This window comes from Amycolatopsis sp. NBC_01286, from assembly GCF_035982555.1.
Taxonomy (GTDB): Bacteria; Actinomycetota; Actinomycetes; order Mycobacteriales; family Pseudonocardiaceae; genus Amycolatopsis.
On sequence record NZ_CP108428.1, the window covers coordinates 5,979,860 to 6,001,439 of the forward strand.

General features: G+C 71.3%; 20 protein-coding genes. 12 read left to right on the top strand and 8 right to left on the bottom strand.

Annotated elements, in window-relative coordinates; genetic code table 11:
• Window positions 1-235: 235 nt before the first annotated feature.
• Window positions 236-1,012: a hypothetical protein gene (locus OG570_RS28775; RefSeq protein ID WP_326950888.1), complete on the bottom strand. Its 777-nt coding sequence runs from the start codon at window positions 1,010-1,012 to the stop codon at window positions 236-238.
• A gap of 200 nt (window positions 1,013-1,212) precedes the next feature.
• A complete protein-coding gene (locus OG570_RS28780) occupies window positions 1,213-1,758 on the bottom strand; it encodes a hypothetical protein (RefSeq protein ID WP_326952281.1) in 546 nt (181 codons plus the stop codon).
• A gap of 210 nt (window positions 1,759-1,968) precedes the next feature.
• Here OG570_RS28780 and OG570_RS28785 point away from each other — a divergent pair, with 210 nt between their 5' ends.
• The 4 genes from OG570_RS28785 to OG570_RS28800 are packed head-to-tail and all read left to right on the top strand — an operon-like array spanning window position 1,969 to window position 5,875.
• Window positions 1,969-2,253 carry a hypothetical protein gene (locus OG570_RS28785; protein WP_326950886.1) on the top strand — a complete coding sequence of 95 codons (285 nt, stop codon included), beginning with the start codon at window positions 1,969-1,971 and terminating at the stop codon, window positions 2,251-2,253.
• The gene (locus tag OG570_RS28790) at window positions 2,243-2,821 is read left to right on the top strand and encodes an RNA polymerase sigma factor (RefSeq protein WP_326952282.1); all 579 of its coding nucleotides are present in this window, start codon (window positions 2,243-2,245) and stop codon (window positions 2,819-2,821) included. The genes OG570_RS28785 and OG570_RS28790 overlap by 11 nt, the downstream gene beginning before the upstream one ends.
• Window positions 2,821-5,013, top strand: a complete 2,193-nt coding sequence (locus OG570_RS28795) for a tetratricopeptide repeat protein (protein WP_326952283.1) — start codon at window positions 2,821-2,823, stop codon at window positions 5,011-5,013. Before OG570_RS28790 ends, OG570_RS28795 begins: the two co-directional genes overlap by 1 nt.
• A 37-nt stretch (window positions 5,014-5,050) precedes the next feature.
• Window positions 5,051-5,875 carry an AAC(3) family N-acetyltransferase gene (locus tag OG570_RS28800; protein ID WP_326952284.1) on the top strand — a complete coding sequence of 275 codons (825 nt, stop codon included), beginning with the start codon at window positions 5,051-5,053 and terminating at the stop codon, window positions 5,873-5,875.
• A 1,093-nt stretch (window positions 5,876-6,968) separates the two neighbouring features.
• Here the strand turns inward: OG570_RS28800 and OG570_RS28805 are convergent.
• From OG570_RS28805 to OG570_RS28830, 6 genes are read right to left on the bottom strand one after another with little or no spacing between them, the layout of a single operon-like run.
• Complete coding sequence (locus OG570_RS28805) at window positions 6,969-7,535, bottom strand: hypothetical protein (RefSeq protein ID WP_326952285.1); 567 nt, start codon at window positions 7,533-7,535, stop codon at window positions 6,969-6,971.
• Between the two features lie 47 nt (window positions 7,536-7,582).
• Window positions 7,583-8,281, bottom strand: a complete 699-nt coding sequence (locus OG570_RS28810; protein WP_326952286.1) for an FAD:protein FMN transferase — start codon at window positions 8,279-8,281, stop codon at window positions 7,583-7,585.
• Window positions 8,282-8,322: 41 nt separating this feature from the next.
• On the bottom strand, window positions 8,323-8,757 hold the full coding sequence (locus OG570_RS28815) for an FMN-binding protein (RefSeq protein WP_326952287.1): 435 nt from the start codon (window positions 8,755-8,757) through the stop codon (window positions 8,323-8,325).
• Between the two features lie 13 nt (window positions 8,758-8,770).
• Entirely contained in the window at window positions 8,771-10,159 is a 1,389-nt protein-coding gene (locus tag OG570_RS28820; RefSeq protein ID WP_326952288.1) for a ferredoxin reductase family protein, read from the bottom strand.
• Window positions 10,160-10,210: 51 nt separating this feature from the next.
• Window positions 10,211-11,590, bottom strand: coding sequence for a HAMP domain-containing sensor histidine kinase (locus OG570_RS28825; protein ID WP_326952289.1), 1,380 nt, complete (start codon window positions 11,588-11,590; stop codon window positions 10,211-10,213).
• Window positions 11,587-12,276 carry a response regulator transcription factor gene (locus OG570_RS28830; RefSeq protein ID WP_326950867.1) on the bottom strand — a complete coding sequence of 230 codons (690 nt, stop codon included), beginning with the start codon at window positions 12,274-12,276 and terminating at the stop codon, window positions 11,587-11,589. The genes OG570_RS28825 and OG570_RS28830 overlap by 4 nt, the downstream gene beginning before the upstream one ends.
• 419 nt (window positions 12,277-12,695) lie before the next feature.
• Between OG570_RS28830 and OG570_RS48355 the strand changes: the two genes are divergently transcribed.
• The 8 genes from OG570_RS48355 to OG570_RS28865 all read left to right on the top strand — a co-directional run bounded on the left by OG570_RS48355 (window position 12,696) and on the right by OG570_RS28865 (window position 21,580).
• Window positions 12,696-12,842, top strand: coding sequence for a hypothetical protein (locus OG570_RS48355; protein WP_442788333.1), 147 nt, complete (start codon window positions 12,696-12,698; stop codon window positions 12,840-12,842).
• 664 nt (window positions 12,843-13,506) lie between these two features.
• Window positions 13,507-16,548, top strand: a complete 3,042-nt coding sequence (locus OG570_RS28835; protein ID WP_326952290.1) for an AfsR/SARP family transcriptional regulator — start codon at window positions 13,507-13,509, stop codon at window positions 16,546-16,548.
• Between the two features lie 197 nt (window positions 16,549-16,745).
• On the top strand, window positions 16,746-17,846 hold the full coding sequence (locus OG570_RS28840) for a hypothetical protein (RefSeq protein ID WP_326952291.1): 1,101 nt from the start codon (window positions 16,746-16,748) through the stop codon (window positions 17,844-17,846).
• Window positions 17,847-17,905: 59 nt separating this feature from the next.
• Entirely contained in the window at window positions 17,906-18,106 is a 201-nt protein-coding gene (locus OG570_RS28845; protein ID WP_326952292.1) for a hypothetical protein, read from the top strand.
• Window positions 18,107-18,323: 217 nt separating this feature from the next.
• Window positions 18,324-19,916: an acyl-CoA carboxylase subunit beta gene (locus OG570_RS28850; protein WP_326952293.1), complete on the top strand. Its 1,593-nt coding sequence runs from the start codon at window positions 18,324-18,326 to the stop codon at window positions 19,914-19,916.
• Complete coding sequence (locus OG570_RS28855; protein ID WP_326950862.1) at window positions 19,913-20,119, top strand: acyl-CoA carboxylase epsilon subunit; 207 nt, start codon at window positions 19,913-19,915, stop codon at window positions 20,117-20,119. Before OG570_RS28850 ends, OG570_RS28855 begins: the two co-directional genes overlap by 4 nt.
• A gap of 28 nt (window positions 20,120-20,147) precedes the next feature.
• Window positions 20,148-20,924, top strand: a complete 777-nt coding sequence (locus tag OG570_RS28860; protein WP_326950861.1) for an AfsR/SARP family transcriptional regulator — start codon at window positions 20,148-20,150, stop codon at window positions 20,922-20,924.
• Window positions 20,921-21,580, top strand: a complete 660-nt coding sequence (locus OG570_RS28865) for a nitroreductase family protein (protein ID WP_326950860.1) — start codon at window positions 20,921-20,923, stop codon at window positions 21,578-21,580. The genes OG570_RS28860 and OG570_RS28865 overlap by 4 nt, the downstream gene beginning before the upstream one ends.

Here is a 21,580-nt window from a genome sequence, read left to right on the forward strand (position 1 = left end):
CGGCGCTCGCCGACGATTCGCGCTACAGCAGGGAACGTGTGTCGGATCGGCTGATGTTCTCGGCAGGACCCTCACCGTCCTCGCGGCCTCCGGTCAGACTGGTAGGCGCTGTCATCGGCATGATGGCGGGTAGAGGGTCCGCAACTCATTGCCACGCCACAAAGGTCGACCTACCTGTCGCCACACCCGGTACTGCCGGCCGGTTCGACGCCGTAGCATTCGGAAGGTCCGGATGTCAGCCGGCCGGGATGGGCCGGGTTTCGACGAGCTTGGTGTTGTAGTGGGCACCGTTCACGACGGTGGTCTCGATCAGTGCCTCGAAGTGCTTCATTCTCCTGAGTCTGCGGAGGAACTTCCGTTCGCCGAGCTTCTCCGCCGCGGCCTCGGTGCCGTGTTCGAAGCAGCCGGCGATGATGACCAGTTCCGACGTGTCCGGGGCGAGGGGATTCGGCGTCCGGATGATCAAGGCGTGGTCGCTGAACGGGTAGCCTGACTCGTCGTACTGCGGCCTCAGTGACCGACCGGACCTCAGGTCGTGGACCACGGCTGCCTCGTGCTCTGGATCTTCGGCGAAGTCGTAGGAGATCGTTCCGCGCAGCTTCGCCATCATCGTTCGCGTCACGGCATTCGCCACCGGGCCGCCGATCAGGACGAGATCCGAACTCAGCTCACGCGGCGACAGCTGCTTCGACTCGACGATCTTCCCGGCGAAGCCCAGCCTGCGGAGCTGCGCTTCGATCTCCACGAGGGCTCCGATGTCGCCCATGCCCACCACTCCGGCGTTGGCCCACCGCCGATGCGATCCGAAGTCATGCGCTCCCAACACGATGAGTGGGCGACGGTCGCCCAGCGCCCGCCAGAACCTGCGCGCGCGAACCAGCTTGAAGCGTCGTCTCGCATTCGTCGCCGACCAGACCAGCACGCCGCCGATGGCCGCCGCGATCAGATTGCTGGAGATGTCGGGAAAGGCTTGGACCAGCCAGGCGCCGACGCTTCCGACCGCCAGGCTCATACACGGCTACCCCTCGTCAATACGGTTCTCTCTCAGTCGCGAGCAGCCTACCTCCTGTTATCGCCTGATCGTCCGCGTTCCGCGCCTCCGGCCCGCGGGCGGCTCCACCGTCCGCGACGACTCACTGCGCGCTCGTCGGCATGTCAGTGCGTCGGCGGCAGCAGGCTGCGTCCCCGTTGTCGGTGTCGGACCTCGCGCGATCAGTGTTCGTGGTGTCCGTATGCGGGTTGAGTCGTGGGAAGCGTTGAACGCAGTGGTCGTGCGAGTGCCTGGGTGACAGGTGCGGACAGCCCCAGCGTCGGCATCGATTGCAGTTCCGCCTCGAAACCGAGGTCGACCTCGGCGCAGCCGCAATCCAGGTACTCCTCCGCGGTGAAGCATCGGCTGGCCAGGTCCGACTCGAAGTCCGGGGGCGCGAGCCCGGCAAGGAGGCGGGTCATCGGCGCGGTGACCACGGTCGGCCGGGCACGGACGTCGTCGGCCATCAATCGGGCAAGGAGAATCGTTGACTCGTCGCAGTTGGGAACCAGGATCTCGTGCCGCTCGCACGCTGCGGCCACCAGTGGTTCGGTGTCCCACCCGTTCGCCTGCCGGCTCAGGCCGGCGAGTTCGGCGATCGCGGGATTTTCAGCGCCTTCCAGCAGCAGGCTGACCGCGACATCCGGCCAGTCGCCCGGCCGCAGGCAACCGCGGGATTCGGCCGTCCTCGCCACCAGAAGCGCTGTCCGCACTGACGCATCGTCCACCTATCGACTCTAACGTCCACTCGTCGGCACGTGCGGACAGTCAACCGAACCCTCGCCTCGCGGCATAAGCGGACGTCAGCCGACCGGGTCGAGCCGCCGAGCTGGGGACATCGTGAACGGTGGCGTGACCAGGGCTTTTAACGTATCGGGTGGCTAGGCGCTCTTATAAGTCATCGATGGATCGACGAGGCGAAGGACGGCCACGCGGATATGGATGACTACGGCATTGTTCCCATGGTCGGCGTTGCAGAGCCGGCACGGCTGGTCGGATGGGTGGCGCTGGTGGAGGCACTCGCCCAGCTCGACAACGTGGCCGCGTTCTGCGGCACGTGCGTCGTGAGCGGGGTGATGGCGGCCGCGGCGTTGCGTGCCGCGGGTTACCGCCTGAAGGTGAGGCTGGTGTCCGTCGGGACGCGCGAGCCACCGCCGAAGGGTTTCGTCCACGCGTGCGGCCAGGGTGGCTGGTCACCCTGGGAGGGTTCCGGTGCACGATGAGGAGCAATCCACCACCGGCAACTCCGCCACGGACAGGAAAGTGTTTAACCCAGGCGGCTTTGACGACTTCTTCCGTACCGAATACCGGAAGCTGGTGAAGGCGTTGATGGTCATGGAAGGGGCTTCCCCAGCCGACGCCGACGACTGTGTCGCTCACGCGATGGAGAAGCTCTTCGAGCGTTGGCACCTCCCCGTTTCCGACCCCGGCCGGGTACGCCATCCCCGGGCTTACGCGATGAAAACAGCACGGCGCCGACTCAAGAACGAGCGGCACCGCCTGCAGCCCGTCGCGCTCGACGAGGACGGGTCAGTGCTGCCGGCCGACGGGTCGGCGCTGACGGCCCTGGAAGATCGTCAGTTCGTCGCCAACACACTCGAGTGCCTGCCGCCGGCGCAGCAGCAGGTGATGTATTTGATCACCGAAGGTTACACGCCGACGGAGATTTCCGAGGTTCTGCACAAGAAACCCAACAACGTCCGCCAGATCATCCACCTGGTCAAGAAGCGGCTGCGCCGGCAGTTGGAACCCCCGGTGATCGGCTCGCCCCAGACAGAAGAGGAGCGGTAGTGGCCAGCGATGATGACCGCACTGCGGCTGAGACCCTGCGGGAACGGCTGATCCTCATCAGCGAGATCGTCGAGGAGTACATCACCGACGACGGCTTGGAGGTCAGGCTACGAGCGCTCAAGGACAGGTCCGGAGACCACGTCTCCGGGGGACCTGCCCGGTTGATCGGCCGCCGTGCGCTGCTGGATGACCTGCTGGCGCTGACGCGCGGATCACGGCAAGAGCCCGCGGTGCTCACCGGCCCGGGGGGCGCGGGCAAGACGACGGTGGCCGCGGCCTTGGCCGAGCACGTCCGGGCCCGGGGCGGCCGGGTGTGGTGGGTTTCGGCTCTCGATCCGGTCGCCCTGTCGCAGGGCCTGACGACGGTGGCGCGGCAGATGGGCGCGGCCCCGCACGACGTCGAGGCGATCGCCCGGGGCACGGTCGACGCCGCCGACCGCTTCTGGAGGCTGCTCGACCGCGTATCTCCCGGGTGGCTGCTGGTGTTCGACGAGGCTGATGATCCCCGGGCGCTGGCGACCGGAACTTCGCCGGCCGGAATCCAGGATCTGACGGGCTGGGTGCGCTCGTCTGCGCACGGCCGGGCGCTGGTGACCAGCCGGGAGACCGATCCGCGAATGTGGGGAGCGGCAAGGATCCTGACCATCGGCGCACTGGACGAGAGCGACGCCGCCCGGATACTGCGCGAACTGGCGCCGGCGGCGGGCGATGAAGACCAGGCCAGGGCGCTGGCGCGCCGCCTGGACGGCCACCCGCTGAGCCTGCATCTGGCGGGCAGCCACCTGCGTTCGCAAGCCACCCGGCGAGCCACCTTCGCCGCATACGAACTGGCGGTCGGTAGGACCGTCGAATCCGACCGGCTGGAACGTCCCGCCGCAGCAGCCATGGGGGCACTGACGGGCCGTGCCGTGGAACTCTCCCTGGACGAGCTGGCACAGCGCGGAGTCCCGCAGGCTCGACCAGTGCTGCAGCTGGTCAGCTGCTACGCCTCCACCGCGATCCCCGAGGGCCTCCTCGACGCCGGCTTCCTGTCCGGTCCGCCGGACTCGCGTGGCACCACTCCACCAATCCGGCACCTGGACGAAGCGTTGCGGGGCCTGCGGGAGGTCGGCCTGATCCACGACGGCTCCCCGGGCGGCATCGTCGTGCACCCCGTCGTCGGAGCGGCCGGCCGAGCCAGCCTGGACGGACCGGAACCGCGCCCGGGCGGGATCCGGCACACCGCGGTCGCCCTCCTCGCCGCCGATGTCGCCGGCCTGCCCCCGGACCAGCCGGCGGCCTGGCCGGAGTATGCATTGCTGGGACCCCATCTGCTGAGCCTTCTGGAGACCACCGCGCAGCAGGTGGACCGGGACCATCTCGTCCAGCTTCTGGAAACCGCCGCTCGCATGGCCTGGGCGTTCAACCTCAGCGGAGCCGGCCGAGCGGGGAGAGCTCTGTGCGAGCGCGCCCTGGCACACACCGCTGAGCTGGGGAACGGGCATCTCACGGTGCTTCGCCTGCGCCACATGTTGGCGTGGGCGGTCGCGGACCAGGGCGATCTGGCCGGAGCGGAAAACTTGTACCGGGACGTCCTCCGGAACCGGCTGCGGCAGCTCGGCCCCAAGCACCCGGACGTCCTCAGGTGCCGGCATGAACTCGCCTGGATCGCCGGTTGCGGCAAGGAATGGGCCAAGGCCGAGAAGGGCTATCGGGCGGTCCTCCGCGACAGCGCCGGCGTTCTGGACACCGACGACCCCGACATCCTGATAACTCGCCATGAGCTCGGCTGGGCGATCGCGAACCAGGGGCGGCTCGACGAGGCCCGCGCAGTCCTCCGCGCAGTCCTCGAAGACCGTCTGCGAGTGCTCGGCCCCTCGCACCAGCGAACCCTGGGAACCCGGCACGAACTCGCCTGGATCCTCGCCAGGGAAGGCAGGTGGGCGCAAGCCGAGACCGGCTACCGCGATCTTCTCGACCTGCGTGCGCAGCTCCTCGGTGCAGACCACCCCGAGACGCTCGTCATCCGGCACGAACTCGCCTGGATCGCGGCCCACCGCGGCCGGACAGCGGAAGCGGAGGCCGGTTACCGGGACGTCCTGGACCGCCGTCGCCGGGTGCTGGGCGAGGACCACCCCGAGACACGAGCGACCGTGGTGGCGCTGGAGGAGCTCCGGCACGGCCGGATCGTCGACGCCCGCCACTCCGTCTGAGCACCGACCACCACCGGCCTATTCGAGGAGATCCGCGATGATTCCGACCGAACACCTCGGCAAGGCGATTGACGAACTGGCGCCGCGAAATCGTCCGATCATGCTGCACGCCTCGTTGCGCTCCTTCGGAGCGCCCATCGAGGGTGGCGTGGACACCCTGCTGGACGCGTTTCTGGCCGGCAACCGCACCGTACTGGTGCCGACCTTCACCGAACCGCAGTTCGGGGTACACCCGCCGGCCGGCCTGCGGCCGCTGCGCAACGGCATCGACTACTCCGCACTCCCCGCGGTGCCCACGATTCCGGAAGGCACGCCTTACACCACCGACTGCGGGCTCATCAACCCGGGATTGGGTGTGCTCCCAGCGGCCGTGATCAGCCGCACCGGCGCTGTGCGCGGCACGCATCCGCTCAACTCGTTCGCCGCTCTCGGCCCCCTGGCCGGCGAGTTGATCTCGGCGCAGAGCCCCTCCGACGTGTACGGCCCTTTGCGCGAACTGGCCGTTCACGAGGGGGTGATCATCCTGGCCGGGGTGGGAATCAACCGGATGACAGCGATTCACCTGGCCGAACATCAGGCGGGGCGTCGCCTGTTCCTGCGCTGGGCTCGAGACCTCCACCATCAGGTGTCCATGGTCGAGGTCGGATCCTGCTCCGAAGGGTTCCCGCGCCTGGGGTCGATCTTGCGTCCCCACGTCCGTACCGCGGTCGTCGGCGGATCGCGGTGGCAGGCCTTTCCCGCGCGGCAAACCATCGCAGCCGCCGCGGCGGCCATCAGGGCGGACCAGAGCATCACCCGTTGCGCCGAGGGCGACTGCCTGCTGTGCCGCGACTCGATCGCCGGAGGCCCCATGACGACGTAGGCGACAGAGTTCGGAGCGGCGGTGTCGATCGAGCCAGTGGGTTGCGCAGAGGCAGATATCCGACTGCCGAACCCGCGCTTCGCGGACTCCGCGGCGCCGGCCGGCAGCGCGGTGCTGCCCACGATGTCCAAGGGGTAGTGGTGCCCGCGGTGAGCACGTCCGCCGTCAGAGCAGCGGGAACAGCCACGACAGCAGTGGGAGGCGTGCCCGCAGCGCGTACGCGCACCACTGAGACCAGCCGACGGCACCTGCTCGGTAGACGCCGGAATGAGACCACCATCGCGACCGTCGTCCGGCTGAGTACGCAGGCGACCGCCGCATGGTGCAGGTACACCGCTGGCTGACCGAGGACCGGACTCCCCGCCAGCCAGGCGTGCGCACTACGCCCGATGTCGACGTGCGCCGCGTGTTCGGTGGACTGCAGGGCCAGCGCACGGGCGTTGGCGGCCTTGTCCACGGCGGCGTCGAGACAGGGCACGGTGTGGCTGGACCCCGTACGGGGCTGAGCACCCGGCACGCTTGCCACGCGGTGAACGCCGCCTTCACCTGGTGCCGGCTGATGCTCGACACCCTCGCCGACGAGAACGAAAGTGCTCGCACCGCAGGGGACGAGCACACGTCGATTTCGACCGGGCCGACCTCACTGTCGACCACGAACCCACCGTCGCGTCCTCGACCTCTGCTACGGGTTGGCGTGCCGGCCGGCCGACGCAGCCGATCGCCAGGGTGAGATGGGCGCCGGTCGGACAGTCCCCGGTGGCTTCGGCGGCCGCGGCCCTGGGCGGCGAGACCGACCGGGTGCCAGGCTCATCGGGTTCGGTGGTTTCGTACTACGGGAGCTGCCACGACCGTGCGAGCCGGCAGCCGCCCGAGCTGGTCCACCTCACCCGCGGCCACACCTGTCGCACTTCGGTCAGGCGGCCGCCGCCGGGCTCGAAAACCCGCGGCGATCCGAGCCTCGGCTTCGGGCAGGCCGCGACGGTGTGATCGTCCGTGGTCCCGGCTGTCAGTTGCCCCGACCTCGTGGGTCTGGCGAAGCGGGTTCGCTCGGCTGCAGTCAACGAAAGCTGGGGGACGTCGGGGCCCGCGCCTGTCAATGTCCGGGGCCGCGCGGGGTCGGCGTGGCGCTGAACTGGCCCTGCCAGCTGGCCTGCGCGCCGGAATCGCCGATGCGGTAGACGTCGTAGAACGCCGCTCCCGCGGCCACGACCGCCAGGACCGAGAGCGCCACGGTTACCGCGGTCGACGCCGGAGCCAGGAACGTGCGGCGACGTGTGGCGACCGCGGTCGAGCCGGTGCCGGACGCAGTCGAACTCGTGTCGGCCGCCTGCGACGCGAGGCTTTCGCGGCGTCGCCACCACACCAGCAGGGCGAGGACGGCGACGGGAATCGCGACCCAGAGGGCGGTGTCGCCGAGTTCGGTGTGGGCGCGCACGGCCGGGGTCGAGGTGACTCGACGTTCGAGCCATTCGCCGGCGTCGGTGGTGATCGGCACGAGAACCACGACGAGGGCGGCCAGGATCGCGTTCGGCCCGGCCAGTTTGGCGCGGGCGGCGGGCCAGAGGGCGCTGAGCACCAGCAGCAGCGCGGCCAGCGGGAGCAGGACGACGATGGCGTGCACGAGCAGGACGTGGGCGGGCAGGCCGTTGACGGTGGTCATGGTGTCCTTTGTGGAGTGCGAGTGGCGGAAGCTCGGGCGGGTCGGGCTCACGGGGCGCGGGCGAGGGCCGCGACTTCGTAGCCGGGCGCGAGCGCGGTGACCCAGCGGGCGACGTTGCCGCCGCGGGCGAACGCCGCGGTGGCGAAGACGTCAGCCCACAGCAGGGTCGGGCCGGTGACCGTCACCGACAACAGGTTGCTGGTGTGACGGCCGGTGTGCGGGTCGACGATGTGGTCGCCGCGGGCGGCCGTACCGGACGTCGCGAGGCCGCCGGTGCGCAGGTCGAGGACGGCGAGAAAGGCGGCCGGGTCGCCGGGATCTTCGACGCCGACCCGCCAGGCCGGGGCGCGGGTGGTGTGGACGCGGGCGGTGATGTCGCCGCCGGCGTTGAGGTAGTGGTCGTAGCCGCGCAGCCGGTCCAGGTGGGCGGCGGCGTTCTCGACGGCCCAGCCTTTCACGAGCCCGGAGGGGTCGAAGCCGCCGGGCAGCCGCCACGGGTCGAAGTAGCCGTCGGTGCGTTCGCGAGCTTCTTCGCACAGCGCAAAGACTTCGGTGACCCACGGGTGCCACTGGTCGCGGGGCAGTTCGTCGCGGCGGATCGCGGTGACCTGGCTGTCGGGCCGGTAGGTGCTGAACAGTTCGTCGGCCGTGCGCAGGTGCCCGAACACCGCGGCGACGGCCGGTTCGATCGCGGGGTCGGTGTCGACGCGGTGGCCGCGCAGGTGGAGGCTGACCTGGGTGCCCATGACGGCCCGGGTCCAGGACCGGCGTGGCCGGGGCGCGGTGCTCACCCGTGGGCCGCGTCGATCGCGGACTGCAGGGACTGCTGGTAGCCCTCGGAGGTGTAGGTGGCGCCGCTGACGGTGTCGATCTGCGCGCTCTGGGCCTGGAGTGTCTCCTGGTTCAGTTCCGGGACGGCGGCGGAGTTGATCCGGACGTCGCGGCCGCTTTCCTGGGGGTATTCGACGGCCTGGGCGTCGGTGATCTTGCCGCCGGCCACGGTGATCTGCACCTGGACCGGCCCGTAGCGGGTGTCCGCGGCGCCGCCGGTGAACGTGCCGCCGCCGGTCGAACCTGGTGTGGCGGGGCTCGTGGTGCGGGCCGGCTGGGTGCCGAGGGGGCGGCCGGCGGCGACCGGGGTCGAATCGGTGCTGGCGCGGTAGCTGAACAGCAGCACCACGACCGAGACGGTCGCGGCGAAGGTGATGGCGATCCTGCGCATCGGAAGTCCTTTCCTACCAGCCGAATCGTTCGGAGTGGACGCGGTCGGCGGGGACGCCGGCGCGGCGTGCCGTGTCGATCACTGCTTCGGTCCAGGCGTCCGGTCCGCAGACGTAGACGTCGTGCTCGGCGATGTCGGGGACCAGGTGCCGCAGCACCTGCTCGTCGGGGACGGGGGCGTAGTTCGCCGGGAGCCACGACGCGCGGTCGCGGGAGCGGCGGCCGAGCAGGTAGTGGATCCGGAGCCCGCGGCGCGCGGCGAGCTCGTCCAGTTCGCGGCGGAACAACAGGTCGGCGTGCCGCCCGGCCCGGTGGAACAGCACGGCTTCCCCGGGCAGGTAGGGCAGTTCGGCGAGCAGCGCGCGCAGTGGCGTGATCCCGATACCGGAAGCGAACATCGCCACCTTGGGTCCTTTTCGGACGGTCCCGGTGAGCCGGCCGTAAGGCCCTTCGAACAGGGCGCGGGTGCCCGGCCGCAGCCGGGCCAGCCTGCGGCTGCCCGGGCCGAGGTCCTTGGCCGTGATCCGGAGCCGGTTGCCGTGGGTGTCCGGGACGGCCGAGAGGGAGAACGGCTTGCCGCGCGTCCAGCCCGGGCCGGACCGGAACCGCCAGACGAAGAACTGCCCCGCTTCGACGGGAAGCCGGTCGAGCCGGCGGCCGTGCAGGTACACCGAGACGACGCCGGGAGCCTCCCGCACGACCTGCTCGACGACGAGGTGGTGGCGCGCGTTGAGCCACACCGGCAGCCCGAGCCGGAACACCAGCACCGCGCCCGCGGCGGCCGCGTACGCGGTCCACCAGAACGCCGTCGCGACGGGGGAGGCGGTGAAGTCGGCGCCGGTCCACAGCTGGTGCGGCAGCGCGAGGCCGGCGCCGAGGTAGGCGTAGAGGTGCAGCAGGTGCCAGGACTCGTACCGCAGCCGCCGCCGGGCCGCGCGCACCGACGTCACCGCGACCATGACCAGCGCGAGTGTCCCCGCGGTGGCCAGGAGCATGCCGGCGTAGGTGGTCACGAGCGTCCAAATCTCGCCGAGCAGGCCGGAGCGGTCGGTGGCGGCGTAGCCGAGGCTGATCAGCACGATGTGCGCGGCCAGCAGCGTGATCGAGGTGAACCCGGTCAGCCGGTGGCGGCGGGCCAGCTCGTCCTGGCCGTAGCTGCGTTCCACCCAGGGGATCCGCGCCATCAGCAGCAGTTGCAGCAGCAGGAGATCCGCCGACACCAACCCGGTCAGGCGCCCGGCCGAGGTGAAGAAGTCCGAGGTGAGGTCCTGCAGGCCGCGGCCCGACACCCACAGCGCGACCACGAACAGGACGCTCGACCAGGTGGCCAGGCCCGCGGCGTCCCGCCACCACGCGCGGACCGGACGCCGGAGCGTGCTGCCGGGTGGTGCGAGGGTGGTCATCGGGCGCTCCTGGATGTGGTGATCCTCGGGGACCACCTTTCCGGCGCGCGGTTAGCCGTCGACGTGACGAGGGTGAGAATCCGGTAAGAGAAGCTCGGCGCCGACGGTGAACCCGACCACGGCCCCGCCGCCGGGCCGTGGCTCGGCGAACACGCCGCCGTCGTGGGCCAGCGCGATTTCGCGGACGATCGCCAGCCCCAGACCGGAGCCGGGCAGGCCGCGGGCACCGTCGGCCCGGTGGAACCGGTCGAACACCCGCGCCGCGTCCTCGTCACCGATGCCCGGGCCGCGGTCGAGGACCTGCACCCGGCCGTCGCGCACCACGACGTCGATCGCTCCTTCGGGTGCGAACTTCACGGCGTTCTCCAGCAGGTTCGACACGGCGCGTTCGAGTGCCTTCGCTTGCCCGGTGAGCGCGGTGGCGTCGGTCTCGACGGTGATGGCGCGGCCCGAGCGGTGCCGGACACGCCCGGCGGCGCGCTCGACGATCTCGCCCAGCTCGACCGGCGCGGGCTCCTCGGTCTCGTAGCGCCGGGTCGCCAGTTCGACCAGCTCGTCGATCAGGTGGGTCAGTTCACGGGCTTCGCCGTCGACGTCGTCGAGCAGCCGGGCCCGGTCGCCGGGGGCGAGCTCGGCGAAGCGCCGCAGGACGCTGGCGTTGGTGCGCAGGCTGGTCAGCGGCGTGCGTAGCTCGTGGGCGGCGTCTTGGACGAGGCGTTCCTGGTCGGCGCGGGCGTCGGCGAGACGGCCGAGCATCCGGTCGAACGACGTCGCGAGCCGCCCGACCTCGTCGCGTCCGCCGGCCGGGACGGCGACGTCGGCGAGGCGGCCGTCGCTGACCTGCTCGGTGGCCTGGGTGAGCCGGACCAGGCGGCGGGTGATCTGGCGGGCGAGCAGCCAGCCGGCCAGTGCCGCCGCGGCGAGGACGAGGGCGCTGACGGCGGTGATGCGCGCGGCCAGGCCGTGGAGCACGTTGCGGGATTCGTCGACGTCGATGCCGAGCTGGAGCGCCCCGCGGCCGCCGCCGAGGGCCACGGTGATGACCCGGTAGTCGTCCGGCGGGACGGTGAAGTCCTGGTAGCGGCGGTCACCGAAGGAGCCGGTCGCGGCGAGGGCCCGGTCTTCGTCGCCAACCGCGAGGCGGACGGGGCGGCCGCCGACGGGCCGGATTGTGCCGTCCGGGGCGATCGCCTGGGCGACCATGGGCTGGGCTTCGTCGTGGTCGTCGTCATCGGGCCCGCGGGTGACCGGGCTGGGCGCGAGCACCTGCGTCGCTCCGGCGGCGACTTCGGCCGACGTCGTCAGCAGGGAGCGGTCGAGTTCGGCGCTGATCCGCTGCGACGCGGCCTGGTAGCTGAAGACGCCGACCAGGATCGCCGCCGCGGCCCCGACGCCGGCGAAGGCGATCGCGAGCTTGCTGCGCAGGTTCATGCCGGGCGCACCGAATAGCCGACGCCGCGGACGGTGTGGATCAGTTCGGTCGCGCCGGCCTGGTCGAGCTTGCGGCGCAGGTAGCCGATGTAGACGGCGAGGTTCTTGGATTCCGAGCCGAATTCGTAGCCCCAGATCCGCTGGTAGATCGTGGTGCGGTCGAGCACGATCCCGGCGTTGCGCACCAGCAGCTCGAGGAGGTCGAACTCGGTTTTGGACAGGGTGATCTCGGTGCTGCGCCACCAGACGCGCCGGGCGGCGGGGTCGACGGCGAGTTCGCCGAGGCGCAGGGTCCGCAGGGGTGCGGTCCCGGCGTCGGCGGTGGTGCGGCGCAGCAGCGCGCGGAGGCGGGCGAGGAGTTCGTCGAGTTCGAAGGGTTTGGGCAGGTAGTCGTCGGCGCCGGCGTCGAGTCCGGCGACCCGGTCGGCGGTTTCGACGCGGGCGGTGAGCATGAGGATCGGTGTCCGGTCGCTTTCGGCGCGCAGGACGCGGCAGACGCCGAGGCCGTCGACGCCGGGCATCATGACGTCGAGGATCAGCACGTCGAAGTCGTCTTTCCGCGCGGTGGCCAGCGCGGAGACGCCGTCGGTGACCTCGGTGACGTGGTAGCCCTCGAGGTCGAGGGCGCGCACGAGGGACTCCCGGATGGCGCGGTCGTCGTCGGCGAGCAGGACACGGTGCGGCATGGCGCCATCATGCCTGCGTCCGCCGATCGCGTCCTGATGGGTTTTCGGATGGTGAGCTGCACGTCAGCGGATGGCAAAGCCGGCGAATCCGGTGTGCGAACGGCTGGGGATCACTGGCGCGTCGTCAAGTTGCGGCGTCCAGGCTGATGTCGTCCCACCGCAATTCTCCCTGGCATGTTTCGCCTATACCCGAGTTGTGGTTGACCGTGACATCGATGGTGATCCGACCTTCGAAGTCAGCGGCTCTCAGATGTACCACTACTTCCCCGACAAGAACGACCTCCTCCAGGCGGTCATCGTCTACCAGGCCGACTCCATCGTCAGTCGCAACAGGCGCGCGCTCAGCGGCTCGCACGGAGTCGAAGCCTGGCGGAACATGGTGATCAGCGCCGCGAGGATCCCTTCGTGCCGATGGGGAGCTGCAGTCCGACATCGACCCGGACGACCTCGCCATCACTCTGCTCGCCACGCTCGAAGGCGGACTTCTGCTCGCCCAGGTACTCGGGAACAGTCGCCCCTTCGAAACTGCGATCGATACCCTCCTCGCCCTTGCCATCCAGACTTGAGCCCGTACCCGGCCGGCGCCCAGCTTCGAGCCCGACGAGTAGCCCCGAGTACCACCGTGACCTACGCACCTTGCGAGATCCATGCCAGTACGACTCGCGACCGAACAGACCTGTCCTTCGGCGCCGGGCAGGGATGCTTTCGCGATTGTGTGAAGCCCAGCGAGGTGTGGCTGTCGTCCGGCACCTCGCGGCATAGCCGGACGAACTCAAGTTTTCGTGCACTGGCGACGTCTTTTGGATCAGCAGCGTGCGCCACTCGTGACGGTTGCGAAACCCACCGCCCGTGTGGTGGGCGTGAAGGCGCTGCCAGGCTGGGGAATCGATGCCTGCGAACGGCGTTCTGACCGTGCGGCCGACCGGCGGGCGTGCTCGCGCGGGTTGCCCGTCAGTCTCGTCTTCACTGCCCTCTTTTCGCGATTCCCTGTGAGAAGATGATCCACAGGGGAGTCGAAGTCTCGGGTTTTGCGCAGAACCGGCGTGCGAGAATCCGGGTACGTTCGGCCGGGTACGAGGAGTGCGGGCTGAGGGGAGCGACCTCTTCCTCACACCGGAGCCGGTGTCGCGGCGATGGGATTCGCGAGCGGGCGCACCACATGCCCGTCCGCGGTCGCTCGGGTGACCGGATGGGAGAAGGTGGCTGCGTGGCGACAGGTGTCGACTTCTGATGGGCGGCTCGCCTTCGCGCCAGGAGCCGGATCTGCGCATCAACGTCCTGGGCTCGCTGGAGTGCTGGTCCGGCACGCGCCGGATCCACCTCGGCGGGGCCGTCCAGGAGCGCGTGATGGTCGCCCTGCTGCTCGAGTCCGGGCAGGTGCTCAGCATCTCCCAGCTGGTCGATTCCGTCTGGGACGACGACCCGCCCGCCACCGCGACGCACCAGGTGCGCAAGGCCGTCGCCCGGCTGCGCCAGGTCATCCCGGCCGGCGGCGAGGTCATCGTGACCGAGGGCCCGGGCTACCGCGCGGTCCTGCCCGCGGAGCAGGTCGACCTGAACGTCTTCCTGAACCTGCTGGAGAAGGCCCGGCGGGCGTCGTCGGACCGCAACTGGGACGAAGCCGCCACGCACCTGCAGGGCGCGCTCGCGCTGCGGCGCGGGTCCGTGCTCGCCGGCAGCGGCGGGCCCGCGATCAAGGCCGCGGACGTCGCGCTGCAGGAACGGTACCTGGACGCCGTCGAGCAGCTGACCGACCTGCGCCTCTCGCGCGGTGAGTCCCGGGAGCTGGTCAGCGAGCTGCGGGAGCACGTCGCGGCCCACCCGCTGCGGGAGAAGCTGCGGGCTCAGCTGATGCTTGCTCTGTACCGCTCGGGCCGGCAGGCGGACGCGCTGGAGGAGTACCGGAAGGTCGGCGCGCTGCTGTCGGAGGAGCTGGGGATCTACCCGGGCAGCGACCTGTCGGACCTGTACGAACGCCTGCTGCGCAACGATCCCGCCCTCGTACCACCCCGGGAAGCGCCCGAGCCCGCGCGGGCCGCGGAGCCGCCGGCCGCCACCGTCGCCCGGACACTGCCGTACGACCTCGCGGACTTCACCGGCCGCAAGCCCGAGCTGGACGGCCTGCTGAGCCGGCTCGACGCGCCCGCCGACCGCGGGCCTCGGATCCTCGCGATCGACGGGATGGGCGGCGTCGGGAAGACGTCACTGGCCGTGCGCGCCGCGCACCTGCTCGCCGAGCGTTATCCGGACGGGCAGCTGTACGTCAACCTCCGCGGGTACACCTCCGGCGGGCAGCCGCTGTCGCCCCGCGCCGCCGCGGAGGCGCTGCTGGGCATGCTCGGCGTGGAGGCCGACCAGCTGCCCGAGGACGCCGACGCCCGGGCCATGCTCTGGCGCACGATGACCGCCGAGAGCCGGCTGATCGTCCTGCTGGACAACGCTTTCGACGTCGCCCAGGTCTGGCCGCTGCTGCCGCTCGGCCCCGACTCGCTGGTGCTCGTCACGAGCCGGACGCGGCTGATCGACCTGGACGGCGCGCACTGGCTCTCGCTCGGGACGATGACCACCGAGGACGGCGTCGCGATGGCCGCCCGGGTGCTGGGCACCCGGCGTGTGGAGGCCGAGGCCGAAGCGGTGGCCGAGCTCGTCGCCCTGTGCGGGCACCTGCCGCTGGCGATGCGGATCGCGCTGAGCCGCCTCGGCAACCGCCCGCGGTGGCCGATCGGCTACCTCGTGGACCGGATGAGCGACGAGTCGCGCCGCCTGGACGAGCTCAAGTCCGGTGAACGCGGGGTCGACCTGACACTGCGGATCTCCTACGAAGGGCTCGGGCCGCGCCACCGCACCGCGTTCCGCATGCTGGGGGTGCACCCTGGGCGTGACATCGATGTCTTTTCCTCGGCGGCGCTGCTGGGCCTGTCCCCGCACACGGCGGAGGCCGTGCTGGAGGTGCTGCTGGACGCGCACATGCTGCAGCAGCACGAGATCGGCTACTACACGTTCCACGACCTGGTGCGCAGCTTCGTCAACCAGCTCAACCAGACCGAGTGCGCGGGAGACGACGCCGGTCACGTCGCGGCCGGCTACGAGCGGCTGCTCGACTACTTCGTCGACGTCACCGATCATGTCTGCGACCTGCTGTTCCCCGGCCGCGCGCGGTTGCCGGCCGGGCCAGGGGAAAGCGATCCCGCGCTGCCCCACCTGCCGACCCGTGAGGCGGCGCGCAAGTGGCTCGACCGGGAGCAGTCGACCCTGCAGGAGGCCGTCGCGCTCGCGCACGCCCACGGGTTCGACCGGCACGTCGCCCGGCTCGCCCGCAACGTCGTCTTCCAGCTGGACGCGGACGGGCTGTTCGCGGAGTTCGTCGAGATGGCGCAGGTTTCGGTGGTCTCGTCGCGCCGGCTCGGCGACGCCGAACTGCTGCGCCTGAGCCTGTCGAACTCCGCGGTGGCGCACTGGAAGCTCGGCAAGTTCGCCGAAGGGATCGACGCGGCGTCGGAGGCGCTGGCCATCGCGTCGGACCTGGGCGACCGGCGTGGCGTCGCGAAGGACACCGGCATGCTCGGCCTGCTGCTGTGCACCTGCGGCCGGTACGACGAGGCGCTCCCGCTGCTGGAGGAGTCCATCCGGATCAAGCGGGAGCTCGGCGCCGGCCGGGCCGAGGCGGAGTCGCTGGTCAACCTCAGTTCCCTCTACGAACAGTGGGGCCGTTACGCCGAAGCGGTCGACACGGCGAAGCGGGCCCTGGCGCTGAACCGCGAGCTCGGCGCCCGGGAGAACGAGCTCGTCGCGCTCATCGACCTGTCACTGGCCCACCTCGGGACGGGCGCGGTCGAGGAGGCCGACGAGCAGCTGCGGGTCGCTCGCGAGCTGGGGGAGGACTTCGGCGCGCCCGGCGACGTCGCGCTGGTGTACGCGCTGTCGGCGCTGACCGGGCACCGGCTCGGCCGGATCGAGGAGGCCCGGCGGTTCGTCGACCTCGGGCTGGCGCACCACAAAGCGCACTGGACGCCGATCCGGCGGGTCGTCATCGACAACCTGATCGGCCGCCTGCGCCGGCTCGAAGGCGACTACGCCGAGGCGCTCGTGCTGCACGAGCGTGCCCACGCGCTGGCCGCCGGCATCGGCTACCGGATCGAAGAGGCCCGCGCGCTGGTCGGCCTGTCCGACGTCCACGCCGCGCGAGGCGCCGCGGACCAGGCCCGGGACTGCCTCGAGCGGGCCGCCGAGATCTTCCGGACCGCCGGGGTCCCGCCCAGAGCCCGCTCCTGAGGCCGGCGCGCGCCGGCGGGAACGAATCGGTAACCGGCGCGGGCAGTGTGGCAGGAGCTACATCCATGTCACGAGGTGTCGTGGCCGCGGGACGACGTCGGCGGACCGCAGGTCACCGAAGTGCGGGGAGTCGCGATGAGACGGCGGTGGGTGGACGGCCGGGCCGGTGCTGCGGGCCCTGACGAGGACGTGGGCCCATGAGCCCGGCCGCGCGGTTGCTGCTGTGCTTCCCGTCGCTCGCGTTCGCGCGGAAGGCCGTGCGCAGCGGTCTCGACCTCCGGCTTGTCGTCGACGCCGGTCAGCGCGCCCTGTTCGCTCCCTTCGCCGCCGACCGGCTGACGCTGGTGGACGCGCGGGACGAGACCGCCGTGGCCGGCGCCGTCGCCCAGGTCGTCCTGCGGTGCGGCATCACCCACGTGCTGGACGGCGAGGGGTTCCCGGCCACCCGCGTGTGCCCCGAGTTCGCCGAGGCCCCGCACGTCCTGGCCGACGACCGGCGGCTGGAAGAGGTGCTCGCGCCCAGCCGGCACCCGATGGTGCGGACCCGGGTGGTCGCCACCGCGGGCGCCGTGCCCGGGGTGGTCGCGGAGATCGGCCTGCCCGCGGTGCTCCGCTCGGGCGACGACGAGACCGTCGTGCGGTCCGGGGCGGCGCTGGCCGAGTGGGCGCGTCGCCACGAGCACCGCTCCGGGCCGTTCGCCGCGGGGGAGTTCGTGCCCGGCCCCGAGGTCGTGGTGACGACGTTGACGCACGACGGGATGCACCGCGTCGTGGGCGTCACCGCGCAGCGGGCCGTGGCGCACGGCGTGCGGTACCTCTTCCCGGCGACGGTCGGCGAAGCCGAGGCGAGGGAGGTCCGGGCCACCGTCACGGCGATGCTGGACCTGGTGGGCTACGAGTTCGGGCCCGCCGAGACGTCGGTCGTGCTGTCCGGGCGCGGTCCGCGGATCGTGCGCGCGCGCCCGGGCTTCGGGTCCCGCGGGATCGCCCGGCTGATCGAGGTGACGACCGGGTTCGACGTGCAGACCGAGCTGTGCCGCGCGCTGGCCGGGGTGCCGGTCCGCCCGCCGGCGCCGAGGTGGTTCGCGGGCGCGGAGTTCCCCCGCCCGCCGAGCACCGGAGTGCGCGTGCTGGCCGAGGGGGCGACGCCCGAGATCGTCGAAGAGCGTCTCGACGCTGCCCGCCGCCGGACACTGACCTGCGGCGATACCGCGGTTCCCGCCCGCTATGTCCGGAATACCGGGGCGGGGGAGGTGAGCGGTATCGAGGACGGACGGAATCGGGAACCGGAGCTGTGATCGTCATTCTTGTCGATGGCTCGTGAACGGCTTGTGGATGACAAGAGGGAGTGGTGACCATGCGGAACGGATCGGATGACGCGACGTCGGGGGACATCAAGGCGCGGGGGGCGCGGACGGCTTTCGTGGTGCTCGCCGTCGTCGCGGCGGGTTTCGGCGTGAGCCAGGCGGTTCCGGGAGGTGCGCCCGTCGCGGCTGGTGTGCACTCCGGGGCCCACGCGCCGGCCGGTAGCGGTTCCGGCGAGGGCCCGAACCACTAAATCCCGGTGGCCGCGCGCACGGTGTAGAACCGGTCGAGCGCGAAACAATTCCGAATTTCCCAATTTCCTAATTACCGGTGCAGGTGAGCTGTGTCCGGTGCGGGTGTTTCTTCCGGCCGAGGAGAACGACGGTGGACGACCAAGTGACCGCGATTCGGTGCTCGCGAACGGGTGCAGTCCCGAGGGGTCGGGAAAGCGTTTTCCCGGGGGCCCGCCGATGACGACGATCGACGAACCCACGACACCCCCGGCCGCCGTTCGCGACCTGCGCGCCCTCGTCGGCGAGCTGAACACCGCTCGGCGGCGCGCCGAGGACGGCCCGTCCCCGGACGCGACCCGCATCCAGCGCGCCAAGGGCAAGCTGACCGTGCGGGACCGGCTGGCGCTGCTGTTCGACGCCGGTTCGTTCCACGAGATCGAGCGCTTCCGGCACCACCGCTCGTCCGGGTTCGGGCTCGAGCACCGCCGTCCCGCGACCGACGGCGTCGTCACCGGCTGGGGGACGGTCTTCGGCCGCACGGTCTTCGCCTACGCCCACGACTTCCGGATCTTCGGCGGCTCGCTGGGGGAGGCGCACGCGGCGAAGATCCAGAAGCTGATGGACATGGCCGGTGCGGCGGGCGCCCCGCTGGTCTCGTTGTCCGACGGCGCCGGCGCCCGCATCCAGGAAGGCGTCACGGCGCTGGCCGGGTACGGCGGGATCTTCGAGCGCAACGTCCGGTTCTCCGGGGTGATCCCGCAGATCAGCGTGATGCTCGGCCCGTGCGCCGGCGGCGCGACCTACTCGCCGGCGTTGACGGACTTCGTGTTCATGGTGCGCGGCATCGCGCAGATGTACATCACCGGCCCGGACGTCGTCCGCTCGGTGACCGGCGAGGAGATCACCCACGAGCAGCTCGGCGGGGCCGCGGTGCACGCGACCGTGTCCGGCGCGAGCGGGTTCGTCCACGACACCGAGGAAGAGTGCCTCGAAGACGTCCGGTACCTGATCTCGCTGCTGCCGGCCAACAACCGCGAGCTGGCCCCGTCGGTCGAGCCCTCCGACGCGCCGGACCGGCGCTGTGAGCGGCTGCTGGACCTGGTGCCCGCCGACGTCGCACAGGCCTACGACATGCGCGCGGTCGTCGAAGAGGTCGTGGACGACGGCGAGCTGTTCGAGGTGCACGCGTCCTGGGCGCGCAACGTCATCTGCGGGCTGGCCCGGCTGGACGGGCACGTGGTCGGCGTCGTCGCCAACCAGCCCGCCGTGCTGGCCGGCGTGCTGGACATCCCGGCGTCGGAGAAGGCCGCGCGGTTCGTGCAGATGTGCGACGCCTTCAGCATCCCGCTCGTCACCCTGGTCGACGTCCCGGGGTTCCTGCCCGGCAGCGACCAGGAGCACGGCGGCATCATCCGGCACGGCGCGAAGCTGCTCTACGCCTACTGCAACGCCTCGGTGCCCCGCGTCCAGGTCGTCCTGCGCAAGGCGTACGGCGGGGCCTACATCGTGATGGACTCCCGCTCGATCGGCTGTGACCTGTCCTTCGCCTGGCCCACCAACGAAATCGCGGTGATGGGCGCCGAGGGCGCGGCGAACGTGGTGTTCCGCAAGGAGATCAACGCGGCGCTGGACCCGGACGCGGTGCGGGCGAAGCTGATCGAGGAGTACCGGACGAACCTGATGCACGGCTACTACGCGGCCGAGCGCGGGCTCGTCGACGACGTGATCGACCCGGCCGACACCCGGCGGATCCTGATCGACGCGCTGGGGACGCTGCGCTCGAAACACGCGCAGCTGCCGCAGCGCAAGCACGGGAACCCGCCGACATGACCCCGCCGGTGGTGATCACGCGGGGCGCGCCCGACGACGCGGAACTGGCGGCGCTGCTCGCGGTGATCACGTCTTTGCGCCGGGAACCGCCCCCGTTCCCGGCTCGGGCCGCCGCGGCCTGGGGACCCGACGACCGCGTCTACCGGCCGCCGGGCATGTGGAGCTCGGGACGAGCACCCCGCCGCCCCGTTCAGCGCCGGTAGCCCGGCCGAGGAGACCGAGGAGATTCCCATGCTGGAACTCAGCTTGCTCGGACCCCTGCGCGTGGAAAGCCCGCGCGGGGAGGTCCGCACGACGTCCACCAAGATCAGGCAGGTCCTCGCCTTGCTGGCGCTCGAGAGCCCGAGCGCCGTCGGCATCGACCGCATCATCCACGAGCTCTGGCCGCAGCGGCCGCCGAAGTCGGCCGTGGGGACCATCCAGACCTACGTCTACCACCTGCGCAAGCAGCTGGCCGAGCACGTCGGCTGCGGCACCAAGGTCCTCGCCACCGTCACCAACGGCTACCTGCTGTCGGTCGACCCGGACGCCATCGACGCCCGCCGCTTCGAGCAGGTCGTGCGGGAGGGCCGCGTGGTGCTGGACGCCGGCCACGCCGCCGAAGCCTCCCGCAAGATGGAGGAGGCCCTCGCGATGTGGCACGGCGCCGCGCTCGCCGACGTGCGCCAGGGTCCGTCGCTGGACGCCGAGGCCGTCCGGCTGGAGGGCCTGCGCGAAGCCGCGCTGGAGCTGCGCGTCCAGGCCGACCTCGAGCAGGAGCACCTGCCCGAGGTGATCCCGGAGCTGCAGGCCCTGATCCGCCGCTACCCGCTGCGCGAGCGCTTCCACCACCAGCTCGTCTCCGCGCTCAACCGGGCCGGCCGCCGCGCCGACGCGCTCAGCGCGTACCGGCACACCTGCCGCGTGCTGAACGAGGAGCTCGGCCTCGACCCGTCGGACGAGCTGCGCCGGCTGCACCAGATCGTGCTGACCGGCCAGACCCGCACCCCCGCGCTGGAGGGCCGATGACCACCGCGACCGTCGACACCGCGAGCGTCGACCACGTCCTGAGCACCACCCGCGCGGTCCGCCGCAAGCTCGACCTCGACCGCCCGGTCGAGCCGCACGTGCTGGCGACCTGCCTGCGGCTGAGCACCTACGCGCCGTCGCCGGGCAACCAGCAGTCCTGGCGCTGGCTGGTCGTCCGGGACGCCGGCCGGCGCGCGCGGCTGGGCGGGCTGTTCCGCGACGTCGGCCGCGAGTACCTGGCCGGGGTCCGCGCCCAGCTCGGCGCGGCGGCCGCGGTGCCGGCCGTGCGCCGGATGGTCGGCTCGGTGCAGCACCTGATCGACGTGATCGACCGCGTCCCGGTGTTCGTCGTGCCGTGCGTGCAGGGGCCGCGGCCGTCGGGGCACGTCGAGGCGACGTCGTTCTACGGCGGCATCTACCCCGCGGTGTGGAGCTTCCAGCTCGCGCTGCGATCACGCGGCCTCGGCACCGTGCTGACGACTTTGCACCTGCGGCGCGAAGCCGAAGCCGCGGAGATCCTCGGCCTGCCGGCGGACGTCGCCCAGGTCGGCCTGCTGCCCGTCGCGTACACGACCACGACGGACTTCCGGCGCCCGGCCCGTCAGCCCCTGGAGTCGGTCGCGTTCCTCGACACCTGGGGAAACCCGCTGTCCTGA